Genomic DNA, 15,011 nt, shown 5'->3' on the forward strand with positions numbered 1-15,011 from the left:
TTATACTGGCGCGGCCAGGCCACGCGAATTCTGGAAAGGGAGCCATAGTAAGCCACCATGCAGAGCAAGTACAAAGTCGGCCTGCTGCGCCTCAACCTGCTGCTGGCCGCCCTGCTGCCGGCGCTGATGGCGCCGGCCTCGGCGAACCTGACCGAGGCCCTGCTGCTGTGGATGGCCGCCGGCTGGCTGGCCGTCTCGGCGGCGCTGGTGGAGTTCAGCCACCGTCGCCCGGCCATGGTGCCCTGGCAGCTGCTGCCCAGTCTGCTGCTGACCGCCCTGCTGTTCACCTCTCCCGAGCGCTTCCCGCTGTGGCTGTGGGCCTGGGCGGCGCTCGTCATGCTCCCCCAGCCGGCCTGGATGTCCGCGCTCAACCTGCTGCTGGCCGCGCTCTCCTGGGGATGGCTGGCCAGCGCCATGCCGCCGGAGCAGGCGGCGTTCGCCGGCGCGGTACTGGCGGCGCTGCTGCTGCTGGGACTCTCTCGCTCCCGGGACCTGGCACCGCTGCGCGGCGTGGCGCGCCGTCGCGCTCACCTGGTCCCCGGCCTGCGGCTTTGGCCCCGCGCCCAGCTGGGCCGGGACCTGACCCGGGAGCGGGCCCGCGTCAATCGCGACGGGGTGTATGGCGAACTGCTGCTGCTGCGGATCGGACGCCAACGCTTCTGGCCCCAGGCCCAGCGGCTATGCGCCCTGACCCGCAGCTTCGAGCACTGCTACCGACTCGACGGCCACACCCTGGCCGCCCTGCTGCTCTCTCCGGATGCCGACCAGGCCGAACGGCGTCGTGCCGACCTGCTGGCCCAGTTGGGGCCCGTCCAGCGACTCCGCGCCACGCCGCTGGCCCGGGTCGTCTCGTTGGCCGATGAGTGCCGGGCGCTGGAGCGCCAGGTCGGGACGGCGGACGCGCAGTGGGGGGGGGGAGCATGGCTGAGCTTCAGCACGCCAGGCTGCACGCCGGTCTCTACGCCCTCGCCGCCCTGTTGCTGGTCGGCCAGGCCGCCTGGTTCTACCTGGTCGCCGACTACGGCCGCATCCTGATGCCGGCGCTGCTTGCCCCGCTGCTGATCACCGCCGCCCTGATGCGCCTCGGCCAGCAGGAGACCGCCCGGCTCTCGGCCTATCTGGTGCTGGTGTGCGGCTATCTGGTGGTGGCCGTGGAGCTCCCCGCGCAGTCGACACTGGCGCCCTTCTGGCTGGGCCTGCCACCGGTGCTGACCCTGCTGCTGCTGCCGCTGGGGCCGGCCATGCTGCTCAACCTCACCCTGGCCCCGGTCTGGCTGCTGCTGGGCGAGAGCCTGCTCGACCTGGACCTGGCACTGGGCTACCTGAGCCTGGTGATGGCGGCCGGCCTGGCCCCCTGGGAGATCCTCCATCAGCGGGCCCTGCTGCAGGCCACCGACCCGCTGGACGAAGAGTGCGATGCCATACGACGCAGCGCCCTGCACGACCGCCTGCACAGCGAGTGCGAGCGCGCCGAGCTGCTCGACCAGCGCCTGGCAGTGCTGGTCATCCACCTGCCGCAGCTGGAGATGGCCGGCGAGCAGTTCGGCCCGGCCGCCCGCAGTGCCCTGCTCAAGGCGCTGTGCGATACCGTGGCGCAGCACAGCCGCGACCACGACCTGCTGGGGCGCGAGGGCGAGGCCGATTTCTGGCTGGTGCTGCCCGACACCAGCGAAAACGGGGCGCTGCTGGTGCGCCAGCGCCTGGAGGAGTCGATGCATCGCAAGGTGCTACTGGACACCGGCTCGGTGGAGTCGCGCCTGACCGACTGTCATCTGGGGCGGGGCGAATCGCCGCCACGCTTCATCCAGCGATTGCAGACCGCCGCCCAGCGACACGCCGAATCCTGATTCCCTGCCCGACCCCAGGCCAGACCGACACGGAGTCTTCCTTGAACCTTGCCGATGCCCTCTACCAGCTGACGCCCTCTCCCACCCTGCTGTTGCTGATCATCGCGGCCATCGCCCTGGTCGAATCCCTGGCGCTGGTCGGCCTGCTGGTGCCCGGGGTGGTGCTGATCACCGCCGCCGCCTCCCTGGCGGGCCATCAGGAGCTGGCGCTACCCGCCATCATGCTGGCGGCCTTTATCGGCGCGGTGATCGGCGACTGGGTCAGCTTCTGGCTGGGCTACACACAGCACCAGCGGGTCACCCGGCTGTGGCCACTGTCACGCCACCCCGAATGGCTCGCCCGGGGCGCGCGCTTCTTCCAGCGCTACGGCACCCTGTCGGTCTTCTTCGGGCGTTTCGTGGGCCCGGTTCGCCCGATGGTACCGCTGATCGCCGGGATGCTCAGGATGTCGCCGCGCGCCTTCACCTGGGCCAATCTCGCCTCGGCGGCGCTGTGGGCTCCCGCCTACGTGCTGCCGGGCTATCTGCTGGGGCGCACCTGGCAACAGCTGCTCGCCGTCCCCGAGGGCGCCCAGCCGCTGCTGGTGGCCCTGGCCGCCATCCTGGTGGCGCTGGCGGTGGTGTTCTCCTGGCTGCGCCACCAGGTCGGCCGCAGCGGGCGGCTCTATCGCCTGCTCGCCGTCGGCGCCCGACGCCACCCGGTGATGCGCCGTTTGTGGCTGTCTCAGAGCGCCGGCGCCCGGGGCGAGGTGCCGCTGGCCAGCTGGCTGCTGCTGATCCTGTCGCTGGGCGGTGTCTCGGGATGGACGCTGATGGTGATCCAGCACGGCGCCGATGGCCCGCTGGTGATGGATGCGCGCCTGCAGGCGCTCTTCGCCTATCTGACCACCCCCTGGCTGGAGGCGGCGAGCCAGGCCCTGGCGCGGGTGGGTGACACCTTTGGCGTGCTGGCCCTGGTGCTGCCCTGGGGGGGCTGGCTGCTGTGGCGGCGGCGACTCGACGCCTTCGCCCATATCGGCGGCGGGCTCGGCCTGATCGCCCTGCTCAACACCTGGGGCAAGGTCTTCTTCGACCGCCCCCGCCCGGGCACGCCGGACTACCTCACCGGCTCCATGGCCTACCCCAGCGCCCACGCCTCCACGGCGGTGGTGGTGGCCGGGCTCGCCGCCGCCTTCATCGCCCGTGAGCTGCCCCATCAGCAGCGCCACTGGGTCTACTGGGGCGCCATCCTGTTCGCCATGATCATGGCGCTGTCGCGGCTGGCAATCGGCGTGCACTGGTTCAGCGACCTGGTGGGCGGTGCCCTGCTGGGCCTGGTGGTCTGCGCCCTGGTGCAGCTCGCCTGGCAGGCCAGGCCTCGCGCCCCGCTCGCCCCCTGCCCCTGGGCCCGGCTGGCCGCGGGGTCGCTGGTGCTGGTGGCCGCGCGCATCGCCTGGCTGCCGCCGGTCTAGGGCTAGGGCTCGCCCCAGCGCGGCATCAGGCGATGCTCGATGCCCAGCTGGTTGAGGATGCGCGCGACGATGAAGTCGACCAGGTCATCGATCGTGGTGGGCTGGTGGTAGAAGCCCGGCGCCGCGGGCAGGACCACCGCCCCCAGCCGGCTCAGGGCCAGCATGTGCTCCAGGTGGATCGCCGAGAGGGGCGTCTCCCGCAGCACCAGGACCAGCTGGCGACGCTCCTTCAGGGCCACATCGGCGGCGCGCTCGATGAGGTTGTTGCTGGCCCCGGTGGCCACCGCCGAGAGGGTGCCGGTGGAGCAGGGACAGATCACCATGGCGGAGGGTGCGCCGGAGCCCGAAGCCACCGGCGCCATCCAGTCCTCGCGGCCGAAGCAGCGAATCTGGCCGGGCCGGGCCCCGCTGCGCGCAACCAACGCTTCGGCCAGCCGCTCGGGCCGCGCCGGCAGCTCGGTGTCGGTCTCGGTGGCGATCACCAGATGCGCCGCCTTGGAGATCATCACCCACACCTCGCGCTCGGCGGCCACCAGGGCCTCGATCAGCCGCAGACCGTACTGGGCGCCGGAGGCGCCGGTGAGCGCCACCGTCACCGGGGGGCCGAACGGGGTCGCCGCCGGACCGGGGGATGCCTCAGCCATGGGCCACCTCCAGGCCGGCCAGCAGGCGCTCGTGAATGCCGCCGAAGCCGCCGTTGGACATCACCACAATGCGATCATAGGGCCGCGCCTCGGCCACCAGCGCCGCCACCAGGGCGTCGAGGTCCTGCTCCAGGCGCGCCGGCACCGGGCTCGCCGCGAGCACCGGGTCAAGCGACCAGTCCAGCCCCGGAGGCTGGTACCAGAAGGCCACATCGGCGGCGGCCACGCACTCGGCCAGACGCTCGCGCAGGCTACCCAGCCGCATGGTATTGGAGCGCGGCTCGATCACCGCCAGCAGGCGGCCCCGGGCAGTGGCGGCGCGCAGCCCCTCCAGGGTGGCGGCGATGGCTGTGGGGTGATGGGCGAAGTCGTCGATCACCTGGATGCCGGCCACCTCGCCGCGCAACTCCTGTCGGCGCCGCGGGGTCTCGAAACGCGACAGGGCCGCCGCCGCCCGGGCGAGATCGACCCCGCAGGCGTGGGCGGCGGCCAGCGCCGCCAGGGCGTTGCGGGCGTTGTAGGCGCCGGTCAGCGGCCAGTCCACCACGGCGTCCTCGTCGATGTGCCGCTCTCCCTGACCCTCCTGCTGAATGTCCTCTTGATGGATGACCTGGAAGCGCGAGGCATCGTCACGTTCGAGCTCGAACCGCCAGGGGCTCTCTGCCGCGCTGCCGAAGCGGGCCACCGGCGTCCAGGCCCCCATGGCCAGCACCCGGTCCAGGGCCGGCTCGGCGTCGGCCACCAGCAACCGCCCCCGGCCCGGCACGGTGCGCACCAAGTGGTGGAACTGCCGTTCGATGGCGGCCAGATCGGGAAAGATGTCGGCATGGTCGAATTCCAGATTGCCCAACACCGCGATCTCGGGCCGGTAGTGGACGAACTTGGAGCGCTTGTCGAAGAAGGCAGTATCGTACTCGTCGGCCTCCACCACGAAGGGGCCACCCGGCGCACCGAGGCGCGCCGAGACGCCAAAATTGCGCGGCACCCCGCCGATCAGAAAGCCCGGCGCCTGGCCCGCGGACTCCAGCAGCCAGGCCACCAGGCTCGCCGTGGTGGTCTTGCCGTGGGTGCCCGCCACAGCGATCACCCGCCGCCCGGGCAGCACCTGCTCCGCCAGCCACTGGGGGCCGGAGACATAGGGCAGGCCGAGATCGAGCACCGCCTCCACCTCCGGGTTGCCCCGGGAGAGCGCGTTGCCGATGACCACCAGATCCGGGCGCGGCGCGAGGTTGGCCGGGGCATAGCCCTCGCACAGCGCGATACCGGCCTCCTCGAGCTGGGTGCTCATGGGCGGATAGACCCCCGCGTCCGAGCCGCTGACGGCATGACCCAGCTCCCGGGCCAGCAGCGCCAGGCTGCCCATGAAGGTGCCGCAGATACCGAGGATATGGACGTGCATGCGCTCTCCTGACTGCCGACTTGCGCCGCGGCATCCCACCGCGGCAGGGTGTGGCGAGACTAGCATGGCGCCAGAAGGCCCTCCAGCGCCCGGCAGGCGCCGACAGGGCTAACATTGATGGCAGCATCGCTCAAGGCTGTTCCGGCGCCTTTCGCTGACACGACATCGGTAACTGCGATAGCCCTGCATGAGCCGATCAGGATCGCCAATGGCAAGGGGCGCCGGGTGCAGCCTCGGCCGCTTTCGGCTAGAATCCTCCGACTTTCGTCACCCCATTCCCGAACAGTAGCGACCAGGAGCAGGAACAGCGCCATGGCCCATAATGCCTTCTACGCCCAGTCCGGCGGCGTCACCGCCGTGATCAACGCCAGCGCCTGCGCCGTGATCGAGACCTGCCGGCGTCACCCTGACCGGATCGGCAAGGTCTACGCCGGCCACAACGGTATCATCGGCGCCCTCACCGAGGACCTGATCGACGTCAGCCAGGAATCCGACGAGGCGATCGCCGCGCTGCGCCACACCCCGGGGGGTGCCTTCGGCTCCTGTCGCTACAAGCTCAAGGACATCGAGACCCACCGCGCCCAGTACGAGCGGCTGATCGAGGTGTTCCGCGCCCACGATATCCGCTACTTCTTCTACAACGGCGGCGGCGACAGCGCCGACACCTGCCTCAAGGTCTCCCAGCTCTCCGAGAAGCTCGGCTATGCGCTCACCGCCATCCACGTGCCCAAGACCGTGGACAACGACCTGCCCATCACCGACAACTCGCCGGGCTTCGGCAGCGTGGCCAAGTACATCGCCACCTCCACCCTGGAAGCTTCCCTGGACATCGCCTCCATGTGCGCCACCTCCACCAAGGTGTTCGTGCTCGAGGTGATGGGGCGCCACGCCGGCTGGATCGCCGCCGCAGGCGCCCTGGCCGGCAACGGCGAAGGGGAGCCGCCCCACCTGATCATCTTCCCCGAGGTGGCCTTCAACCGCGAGGCGGTGATGGCCAGGGTCGACGAGGCGGTGAAGAAGTACGGCTACTGCGTGATCGTGGTCTCCGAGGGCGCCCGCTACGAGGACGGCACCTTCCTGGCCGACTCCGGCAACACCGACGCCTTCGGCCACCGCCAGCTGGGCGGCGTGGCGCCGACCCTGGCCGGCATGGTCAAGCAGGACCTGGGCTACAAGTATCACTGGGCGGTGGCCGACTACCTACAGCGCGCCGCCCGCCACCTGGCCTCGAAGACCGACGTGGAGCAGGCCTACGCGGTGGGCGAGAAGGCGGTGGAGCTGGCACTGGCGGGCAAGAATTCGATGATGCCGGCCATCAAGCGGGTCTCCGACACGCCCTACGCCTGGACCATCGAACCGGCGCCGCTGGCAGAGGTCGCCAACCGCGAGAAGTTCATGCCCAAGGAATACATCCGCGAGGACGGCTTCGGCATCACCGAGGCGTGCCGCCAATACCTGTCGCCGCTGATCCAGGGCGAGGACTTCCCGCCCTTCGAGAACGGCCTGCCCAAGGTGGCCAAGCTGGCCCTTCATCGGGTGGAGCGCAAGCTACCGACATTCACGCTCTAGGCGCCGTGCGCAGCCCGCTGCCAGCCGTGACGTCAACCAGGAAACCCCGTCGGAGTCGCCTCCGGCGGGGTTTCTCGTTCTCGGCATCTGCCGCCCGACACCGAGCAGCTCGGCGCTTGCCGCTGGGTGCTTACCTCAGCAGCCAGGTGAGTATCAGCAGCAGCAGCAGTATGCCGGCCACGCCCTGCCAGAAGTGGCCAGGGTCGCGGAAGAAGCGACCGCCTCTGCGCGGGGCGGCATCGCGGCGCTCCGACGCAAGGGGCAGGCGCAGCTGTCGCAGGAACTCCGACATGCGGCGGTAGCGCAGCGAGCGCTGAGGCTCCAGGGCGCGGCGCAGCGCCTCGTCCAGGGCCGGCGGCACCTCGGGGTTGCGGGTCCGTGCGCCGCGGTAGGCCAGCTGCTCCAGGTCGGTGTGGCTGCGCAGGCGGTTGGGCGCGAGCTCGTAAGGCAGCTCCCCGGTGAGCAGCCAGTAGACGGTGGAGGCATAGGAGTACTGGTCGCTGCGCCGGCCGACCGAGTCGTCCAGGGCGTACTCGGGGGCGCTGTGCTCGGTCAACCCCACCTGGCGCAGCAGCTCCCGGGCATCGCGATGGCCGCCTCCCTCGCGGGCCCGGCAGGCGCTGAAGTCGGTCAGCACCACCTGGCCGTGGCGGTCGATCATCACGTTGCCGGGGTGTACCTGCTGATGCAGGATATCGCGATGGTGCAATGCCTGAATCGCCTTGCCGAGCTGGTTGGCGATATCCAGGCGCTGCACCAGGCTTGCCTGGGGATGACGCCGGGCCCACTCGATCAGGGTCTCCCCCTCGATATAGGCCATCAGGTAGTAGAGGTAGCGCCGCGGCCGGGAGGACTCCATGATTCGCACCACGAAGGGCGACTTGACCCGCTCCACTACCCACTGCTGGAGCAGGAAGTGCTCCAGGTAGGCGTTGCGGTTGGAGAGCTCGGGGCTGGGCGCCTTCATCACCATTTCCCGCTCGGTGATCACGTCGCGAACCCGATAGACCCGCGACTGGGCGGTGCGCGACAGCACCGCCTTGACCTCCAGGCCGTCCAGGCGATCCCCGGGCGAGAGCTCAGGCGGAATCGGCAGATCGCCATAGGCGCGGCCGGGGTGGTCGGGCTGCTCGTCGGGCAACTCGTCGATGCGAACCAGCTGGAAGCAGAACTGCTCGGCGCCGTAGCCACGGGCCTGGGCCCGCTGCACCGCCGCCGCGGCCAGGCGATCGCAGGCGGCGTTGAGATCGCTGGCATCCTGGCGAATCAGCTGAACGTACTCCGACGGCATCAGGGTGCCCAGTACCGCCTGGGTGGTGAACAGGAAGATGTCGCCCTGCTTGACCGGGAACTGGGCGTAGTCGATGTCGATGCTGCCATCCATGCCCAGCGCCCGGGAGGGATAGCGGTAACCGCCCAGGTCGGTGACGTGATCGCGGCTGAGCTGCTCGAACTCGGCGCCGCGCAGACGAAACACCAAGGTATCGCCGAGATGGAAGAGGTGCGCACTGCGCCCCCGATAGATCATCGCCGACATTGACGAGACATAGCTCCCCTCGGCCACACACTGGCTCTGGCTGTAGCACCAGCCATTCAGCGCCCGCAGCACCCGGGTGGCCGAGATCTTGACGTCCCAGTGGTCGGGGGTCGAGTAGTAGTCAGCCAGGAAGCCACGCACGCTGAGGTCGCCGGCCTGCTTGGCCATGGAGTTGCGCTGGGTGGAGTCGCTGATCACCGCGCAGGCGCCCTTGGCATTGAGCTGCCCGTCCTGCGGCTGGCGCACCGACATGGAGCTGCGGTGGTAGCGCCGGTCCGGCGCCACGAACGCCTGGCCGTAACTCAATGACAGCTGCGCAGATCCCAAAGGCTTCTCCTTGACCGCCGTGTCGCTCTTCTCTGGGGCCGCGTGCTGTTCTGGTCGGCAGCCGGCGAACCCCGCCGGCGCACATGATACACTCCCGACGCCCCAGCGTAGTGTCAACCATAGCCGCAGCATCTTGCCCAGGGCTTGGCACCCAGGTCGCGACACCTATGTCGCATTGGTAATCCCCGCGCCGGCTTCGTATACTTCCGCAGATTTTTTCGCTCAGCGATGTGTCACGCTGATTTCCAACCCAAGGAAGCGACGATGAACTTCGACAACATCCCCGCCGGCAAGGACCTCCCCAACGACGTCTATGTGGCGATCGAGATCCCGGCCAACCATGCCCCGATCAAGTACGAGATCGACAAGGACATGGGGACCCTGCTGGTCGACCGCTTCATGGCCACGCCGATGTACTACCCGGCCAACTACGGTTTTATCCCCCACACCCTGGCCGACGATGGCGATGCGCTGGACGCTCTGGTGGTCACCCCCTACCCGGTCCAGCCCGGCTGCATCATCCGCGCCCGCCCGGTCGGCATCCTCAACATGACCGACGAGGCCGGCGAGGACGCCAAGCTGGTCTGCGTGCCCCACGCCAAGCTCACCAGCCTGTACGACGACGTTCAGGAAGTGACCGATCTGCCCGAACTCCTGCGCCAGCAGATCGCCCACTTCTTCGAGAACTACAAGGATCTCGAGAAGGGCAAGTGGGTCAAGGTCGAATCCTGGGAAGGCGTCGAGGCCGCCCGCAAGGCCATCGAGAAGTCCGTGATCGCCTACGAGAAGGCCTGAGCCTCTCGCCGGCAAGCGCCGCCTGTCAGAACAGCAGGGCCGCCCCATGGGGCGGCCCTGCTGCATTGGAGGAACCTGTCCGGAGGACGATTGGCGGCTACTCGGGCCGGTCATCCTCCGCCGGCGCGGCCTGCTCGGCCTCGGGCTGTGCCTTCTCGGGCGCGGCCAGCGCCTCGGGGGCCGGCGCCACCGGGGCTTCCTCGAGCGTCTCGACCTCGACCACCGGGGGCTCGACCGGGTCCTCGGCGGACACAGGCTCGGGGGGCGCCAGCGCTTCCGGCGGTTCGGATAGCCGCTCGGCCAGGGCGGCCGCGAGGTCCCGCGCCCGGGTCATGTGCAGCGCCATCACCAGGGAGTGGTTGGCGAAGACCCCGAAGCCGGAGCCGTTGAGCACCACCGGGCTCCACAGCCGGCGCTGGGTCATGGCCAGCTCCGCCAGCAGGCGCTCCCACTCGGCGCCGGCACCGGTGGCCTCCAGCACGTCGGCCTGGTCGCGCTGCACGCCCTCGAGCAGCTGCGCCAGCGCCCAGCCGGTACCGCGGGCCTCGAAGAAGATATCATCGACCCGGTACCAGGGGGTGCGCGGCGGCAGCGACTCGGTCTCCACCGCCAGCTCGGTCAGCGCCTCATGGCTGCCGACGCTGGCCGCCAGGCGCCGCGACAGGTCATCGAGACGCGCCGAGGCCGCCGCCAACCAGGTGGAAACACCCTGGCCGGGAGCGAAGCCGGGGTCCTCGGCGCCGAGCTCGCCAAGCTGACGGTCGAGGGCCTCTACCGCCTGCTCGAGTCGATGCTCGGTAGAAGGGTAGAACCAGTCGCGGTCGTCGCCCAGCAGCGCCTCGAGCGCCTCCTCGAGATGGCCGGTGTCTCCTTCCGCCATCTGCGGCAGGGCCCGGGCCAGGTCGCGGGACTGCCGAAGCACCCCGAGCTCCCAGTTGGGCATGTTGTCGAGCCACACACCGGGCGGGGCGATGTCATTGCGCAGGTAGCCTCCGGGCTTGTCCAGCAGCGTCTCCACGGTGGTGGCCAGGGTCGCCACACTGACCGTGCCCCGTGCGGCGGGGGCATAGGCGAGCTCGCCGCGACGCTCGAGGGTGGCCTGCTCCACGTCGAAGGGCGCCGGTGGCTGGCTCCACCAGATGCCCAGCGCCACACAGACCAGCAGATAGAGCGCCAACAGCCAGAGCAGTGGCTTCCAGATCCAGCCATACTGGGGGCGCTCCAGCGCCTCCTCTCTTCTACGACGCCGTGCGGCGCGCCAGCTTCTCAAGGCCATCGTGGGATAATCCTTGCCTAATGAACAGGAGCCCGAAGCGATGCGACAATCAGGCGCACGCCCTCGGACACGACACGGTAAAAGTACCGCGGCTACTGCGATATCCTAGCACCCAGTGCGCGCTCCGGCGCCCCGCCGGTGGTCCCGGGGAACCGCCCCGACGCCCGCCGGTCTGACGACCGAGCCCACCCCGACACCCGCAAGGAAAAGGATGCACCCTTGATCGCCCAACGCCTCGCTCTGACGCTTGTGCTGATGCTGCTGCCCCTCACGGGCCAGGCGCAGTGGTTCTCGTCATCGAATTCGCAGGATTTCCTGCCGGTCCTCGAGGCCTTCCAGCCCCAGGCCTGGCACGATGGCGAGACCCTCTACGTGGGGGTCGAGGTCACGCCGGAGCATTATCTCTATCGCCACCAGCTGGCGGTGGAATCCGACGCGGTGGCCCTGGGCGAGCCGGCGATTCCCGAGGGGGAGTTCACCAGCGACGAATTCCTGGGCGACGTCTACGTCTTCCGTGACAGCATGGTGCTCGAGGTGCCCCTCGAGGAGTCGGCCAGCGGTTTCTTCCCGCTTACCTTCACCTTCCAGGGCTGCGCCGATGCCGGCCTCTGCTACCCGCCGGAGCGGGTCTCCCTGGAGGTGCCGGAGCGCGATGCGCCGGCGGCCTTCGCTGCCCTGGTCGGTGGCAACGCCAGCGCCTCGCCGGGTTCGGGCGATGGCGGCACCGCCGCGGGGCCGGCCGCGCCCCAGAGCGAGGACGGCCGCTTCAGCGCCCTGATGTCCAACGCCAGCCTGCCGCTGGTGCTGGGGCTGTTCTTCCTGGCCGGCCTGGGCCTGACCTTCACGCCCTGTGTGCTGCCCATGGTGCCGATCCTTTCCTCGATCATCGTCGGGCAGAACCCCACCCGGCCGCGCGCCTGCGTGCTCTCCGCCAGCTATGTGGCCGGCATGGCGCTGACCTACGCCGGCGTGGGGGTACTGATGGGCCTGTTCGGCGCCGGGCTCAACCTGCAGGCGCGGCTGCAGTCGGCGCCGGTGCTGATCTCCTTTGCCGTGCTCTTTGCCCTCTTCGCCCTGGCCATGTTCGGCGCCTTCCAGATGCGCATGTCGCCACGACTGGCCGGGCGCATCGATGCCTGGCAGACCCGCGCCCAGCAGAGCGGTCCCGGCGGCCTGGCGCTGGCCGGCGCCCTGTCGGTGCTGGTGGTCTCCCCCTGCGTTTCCGCCCCTCTGGCCGGGGCCCTGGTGTTCATCTCGACCACCGGGGACGCCCTGATGGGCGGCGCGGCCCTGTTCGCCCTGGGGCTGGGCATGGGGGTGCCGCTGCTGCTGGTGGGCACCTTCGGCACCACGCTGCTGCCGCGCAGCGGCGCCTGGATGAACGGCGTGAAGATCGCCTTCGGCATCCTGCTGCTGGGCGTGGCCATCTGGCTGGTGGAGCGCCTGCTGCCCTCGGCGGTGGCACTGCTGATGTGGGCAGGGCTGGCCATCGGTAGCGCCCTGGCCCTGGGCGCCATGTCGGTCAACCTGCCCCAGGGCTGGCCCCGGGCTCGCCAGGCCGCCGGCCTGCTGCTGCTGGCCTGGGGCCTGGCCCTGGTGCTGGGGGCCGCCAGCGGCGCCCAGGACCCGCTGCGCCCCCTGGCCAATCTGGGCGGAACCGCCAGTGCCGGCGGCGCAGGCGTCGAGCCCGCCGAGGTCACCACCGTGCAGAGCCTCGACGAGTTGCAGCGGGCACTCGCCTCGGTGGGGGATGGCCGTCCCAGCTTCGTGCACTTCACCGCCGACTGGTGCATCTCCTGCAAGCAGATGGAGCGCCAGGTCTACCCCGACCCGCGGGTCGCCGAGCACCTCTCTGCCTTCGCCCGCATCAACGTCGACGTGACCGACTCGGGCGGCGCCTCCCGCGAACTGCTTGACCATTACGGCCTGTTCGGTCCGCCCAGCCTGCTGTTCTTCCATGATGCCGGGGAGCTTCTCGAGGCGCGCATCCAGGGCGAGGTGCGCGCCCCGGGACTCGCCTCTCATCTGGAAGGCGTGCTCGACTGGCTGGACGGCAGGCAGGGCTGACCGACGCCGCGTGCAGGCGCGAACGTCGTCAAACAGTCGTTTAAATCCCTGCTTCGAACGGTGTTCTCCTCGCTACTGGACATCCCCGCGGATTTTCGGCAAACTCCGGAGTTATCCCTTTTTCACTGCCATTAGTGCGGCAAGAGACGCCATCTTGCCGCGATCTATGGCAAGTTGGCCCGAGTTGACAGCGCCACCGGGCCAGCCCTCATTCACGCACCCAAGCGATCGGGACAACGTCATGGATATCCGCAAGGTCAAGAAGCTGATCGAGCTGCTCGAAGAGTCCAACATCAGCGAAATCGAGATCCAGGAGGGTGAGGAGTCGGTGCGTATCAGCCGCCATCCCAACGGCGCGAGCTGGCAGCCCAACATGCCCCAGGGCTATGCGGCCCCGGCTCAGCCCGCCCCCCAGGCGCCGGCGGCGCCCGCCCCCGCCGAAGCCGATGAAGGCCCCGGCTATCAGGGTCAGGCCATCTCGTCACCCATGGTGGGCACCTTCTATCGCAGCCCGGCTCCGGGCGCTAAGCCGTTTGTAGAGGTGGGGGCCAGCGTCAAGAAGGGCGACACCGTGTGCGTCGTCGAGGCCATGAAGATGATGAACCAGATCGAAGCCGACCGCGACGGCGTGGTCGAGGCGATTCTGGTCGAGGATGGCGAACCGGTCGAGTACGATCAGCCGCTGCTCGTGCTCGCCTAATCACCGCTGTCTCCCTCATTCACCCGACACTGGCGGATCTATCATGCTGGACAAGGTTCTCATCGCCAACCGAGGCGAGATCGCCCTGCGCATCCTGCGCGCCTGCAAGGAGTTGGGCATCAAGACGGTGGCGGTCCACTCCAAGGCCGACCGCGAGCTGATGCACGTGCGTCTGGCCGACGAGGCCGTGTGCATCGGTCCGGCCTCCTCGGCCCAGTCCTACCTCAACATCCCGGCGCTGATCAGCGCCGCGGAGGTCACCGATTCCAGCGCCATCCACCCCGGCTACGGCTTTCTCTCCGAGAACGCCAACTTCGCCGAGCAGGTCGAGCGTTCCGGTTTCGTCTTCATCGGCCCGCGGGCAGAGACCATCCGCCTGATGGGTGACAAGGTCAGCGCCATCGAATCGATGAAGAAGGCCGGCGTGCCCACGGTGCCTGGCTCAGACGGCCCGCTGCCCGAGGATGACGAGGGCGAGATCGTCACCATCGCCCGTCGCATCGGCTACCCGGTGATCATCAAGGCGGCGGCCGGAGGCGGCGGTCGCGGCATGCGCGTCGTGCACACCGAGGCCCACCTGCTCTCCGCGGTCAACGTGACCCGCACCGAGGCCCACTCGGCCTTCGGCGATGGCACCGTCTACATGGAGAAGTTCCTCGAGAATCCTCGCCATGTGGAGGTGCAGGTGCTGGCCGACGGCCAGGGCAACGCCGTTCACCTCTATGATCGCGACTGCTCCCTGCAGCGCCGCCATCAGAAGGTGATCGAGGAGGCCCCGGCACCGATGCTGGACCCCGAGGCCCGCGCCGGAGTGCTCGAGGCGTGCCGCCAGGCCTGCATCACCATTGGCTACCGCGGCGCCGGCACCTTCGAGTTCCTCTACGAGGACGGCAAGTTCTTCTTCATCGAGATGAACACCCGCGTGCAGGTGGAGCATCCGGTCACCGAGATGGTCACCGGCGTGGACATCGTCCGCGAACAGCTGCGCATCGCCTCCGGCCTGCCGCTGTCGATCTCCCAGGAGGAGGTCAAGCTCGCCGGCCACGCCTTCGAATGCCGCATCAACGCCGAGGACGCCCGCACCTTCATGCCCTCCCCCGGCAAGGTGACCCTCTACCACCCGCCGGGCGGCCTCGGGGTGCGCATGGACTCCCACGTCTACACCGGCTACACGGTACCGCCCCACTACGACTCGCTGATCGGCAAGCTGATCACCTGGGGCGCCGACCGCGAGACCGCCCTGACCCGCATGCGCGTCGCCCTCGACGAGCTGCTGGTGGAAGGTGTCAAGACCAACACCGACCTGCACAAGGACCTGGTGCGCGACGGCTACTTCCAGCAGGGTGGGGTCAATATCCACTACCTGGAGAAGAAGCTGGGGCTCTGACCCCATGACCGC

12 protein-coding genes are annotated in these 15,011 nt (G+C 69.4%); 8 read left to right on the forward strand and 4 right to left on the reverse strand.

Annotated features, from left to right (window positions below; all coding sequences use genetic code 11):
- Positions 1–57 precede the first annotated feature (57 nt).
- The 3 genes from ACM26W_RS12190 to ACM26W_RS12200 are packed head-to-tail and all read left to right on the forward strand — an operon-like array spanning position 58 to position 3,298.
- Positions 58–1,035: a hypothetical protein gene (locus ACM26W_RS12190; protein ID WP_416137260.1), complete on the forward strand. Its 978-nt coding sequence runs from the start codon at positions 58–60 to the stop codon at positions 1,033–1,035.
- Entirely contained in the window at positions 921–1,847 is a 927-nt protein-coding gene (locus ACM26W_RS12195; RefSeq protein WP_416137261.1) for a diguanylate cyclase domain-containing protein, read from the forward strand. Before ACM26W_RS12190 ends, ACM26W_RS12195 begins: the two co-directional genes overlap by 115 nt.
- A 41-nt stretch (positions 1,848–1,888) precedes the next feature.
- On the forward strand, positions 1,889–3,298 hold the full coding sequence (locus ACM26W_RS12200; protein ID WP_416137262.1) for a bifunctional DedA family/phosphatase PAP2 family protein: 1,410 nt from the start codon (positions 1,889–1,891) through the stop codon (positions 3,296–3,298).
- Between the two features lie 2 nt (positions 3,299–3,300).
- Here the strand turns inward: ACM26W_RS12200 and ACM26W_RS12205 are convergent, their stop codons facing one another.
- Both ACM26W_RS12205 and mpl read right to left on the reverse strand, forming a co-directional pair.
- A complete protein-coding gene (locus tag ACM26W_RS12205) occupies positions 3,301–3,942 on the reverse strand; it encodes a flavin prenyltransferase UbiX (RefSeq protein WP_416137263.1) in 642 nt (213 codons plus the stop codon).
- Positions 3,935–5,341: a UDP-N-acetylmuramate:L-alanyl-gamma-D-glutamyl-meso-diaminopimelate ligase gene (gene mpl / locus ACM26W_RS12210; RefSeq protein WP_416137264.1), complete on the reverse strand. Its 1,407-nt coding sequence runs from the start codon at positions 5,339–5,341 to the stop codon at positions 3,935–3,937. The genes ACM26W_RS12205 and mpl overlap by 8 nt, the downstream gene beginning before the upstream one ends.
- Before the next feature lie 312 nt (positions 5,342–5,653).
- Between mpl and ACM26W_RS12215 the strand changes: the two genes are divergently transcribed.
- Positions 5,654–6,910: a 6-phosphofructokinase gene (locus ACM26W_RS12215; RefSeq protein ID WP_416137265.1), complete on the forward strand. Its 1,257-nt coding sequence runs from the start codon at positions 5,654–5,656 to the stop codon at positions 6,908–6,910.
- A gap of 130 nt (positions 6,911–7,040) precedes the next feature.
- On the opposite strand, the gene ACM26W_RS12220 is transcribed toward ACM26W_RS12215, so the two are convergent.
- Positions 7,041–8,774 carry a protein kinase domain-containing protein gene (locus ACM26W_RS12220; protein WP_416137266.1) on the reverse strand — a complete coding sequence of 578 codons (1,734 nt, stop codon included), beginning with the start codon at positions 8,772–8,774 and terminating at the stop codon, positions 7,041–7,043.
- A gap of 264 nt (positions 8,775–9,038) precedes the next feature.
- Between ACM26W_RS12220 and ppa the strand changes: the two genes are divergently transcribed.
- Positions 9,039–9,569 carry an inorganic diphosphatase gene (gene ppa, locus ACM26W_RS12225; RefSeq protein ID WP_416137267.1) on the forward strand — a complete coding sequence of 177 codons (531 nt, stop codon included), beginning with the start codon at positions 9,039–9,041 and terminating at the stop codon, positions 9,567–9,569.
- Positions 9,570–9,666: 97 nt separating this feature from the next.
- On the opposite strand, the gene ACM26W_RS12230 is transcribed toward ppa, so the two are convergent.
- Complete coding sequence (locus ACM26W_RS12230; RefSeq protein ID WP_416137268.1) at positions 9,667–10,845, reverse strand: DUF2333 family protein; 1,179 nt, start codon at positions 10,843–10,845, stop codon at positions 9,667–9,669.
- A gap of 219 nt (positions 10,846–11,064) precedes the next feature.
- Here ACM26W_RS12230 and dsbD point away from each other — a divergent pair, with 219 nt between their 5' ends.
- The 3 genes from dsbD to accC all read left to right on the forward strand — a co-directional run bounded on the left by dsbD (position 11,065) and on the right by accC (position 14,999).
- A complete protein-coding gene (dsbD, locus tag ACM26W_RS12235; RefSeq protein WP_416137269.1) occupies positions 11,065–12,912 on the forward strand; it encodes a protein-disulfide reductase DsbD in 1,848 nt (615 codons plus the stop codon).
- A 241-nt stretch (positions 12,913–13,153) separates the two neighbouring features.
- Entirely contained in the window at positions 13,154–13,612 is a 459-nt protein-coding gene (gene accB, locus ACM26W_RS12240) for an acetyl-CoA carboxylase biotin carboxyl carrier protein (protein ID WP_416137270.1), read from the forward strand.
- 43 nt (positions 13,613–13,655) lie between these two features.
- Complete coding sequence (accC, locus tag ACM26W_RS12245) at positions 13,656–14,999, forward strand: acetyl-CoA carboxylase biotin carboxylase subunit (RefSeq protein WP_416137271.1); 1,344 nt, start codon at positions 13,656–13,658, stop codon at positions 14,997–14,999.
- The last annotated feature ends 12 nt before the right edge of the window (positions 15,000–15,011 follow it).

The organism is Halomonas sp. HK25 (genome assembly GCF_047795635.1).
GTDB lineage: Bacteria > Pseudomonadota > Gammaproteobacteria > Pseudomonadales > Halomonadaceae > Halomonas.

Coding starts and splice junctions, on each gene's coding strand:
- ACM26W_RS12195 (WP_416137261.1), top strand. CDS start 921: ATGGCTGAGCTTCAGCACGCCAGGCTGCACGCCGGTCTCTACGCCCTC.
- ppa (WP_416137267.1), top strand. CDS start 9,039: ATGAACTTCGACAACATCCCCGCCGGCAAGGACCTCCCCAACGACGTC.
- accB (WP_416137270.1), top strand. CDS start 13,154: ATGGATATCCGCAAGGTCAAGAAGCTGATCGAGCTGCTCGAAGAGTCC.
- ACM26W_RS12230 (WP_416137268.1), bottom strand. CDS start 10,845: ATGGCCTTGAGAAGCTGGCGCGCCGCACGGCGTCGTAGAAGAGAGGAG.
- ACM26W_RS12205 (WP_416137263.1), bottom strand. CDS start 3,942: ATGGCTGAGGCATCCCCCGGTCCGGCGGCGACCCCGTTCGGCCCCCCG.
- mpl (WP_416137264.1), bottom strand. CDS start 5,341: ATGCACGTCCATATCCTCGGTATCTGCGGCACCTTCATGGGCAGCCTG.
- ACM26W_RS12215 (WP_416137265.1), top strand. CDS start 5,654: ATGGCCCATAATGCCTTCTACGCCCAGTCCGGCGGCGTCACCGCCGTG.
- accC (WP_416137271.1), top strand. CDS start 13,656: ATGCTGGACAAGGTTCTCATCGCCAACCGAGGCGAGATCGCCCTGCGC.
- ACM26W_RS12190 (WP_416137260.1), top strand. CDS start 58: ATGCAGAGCAAGTACAAAGTCGGCCTGCTGCGCCTCAACCTGCTGCTG.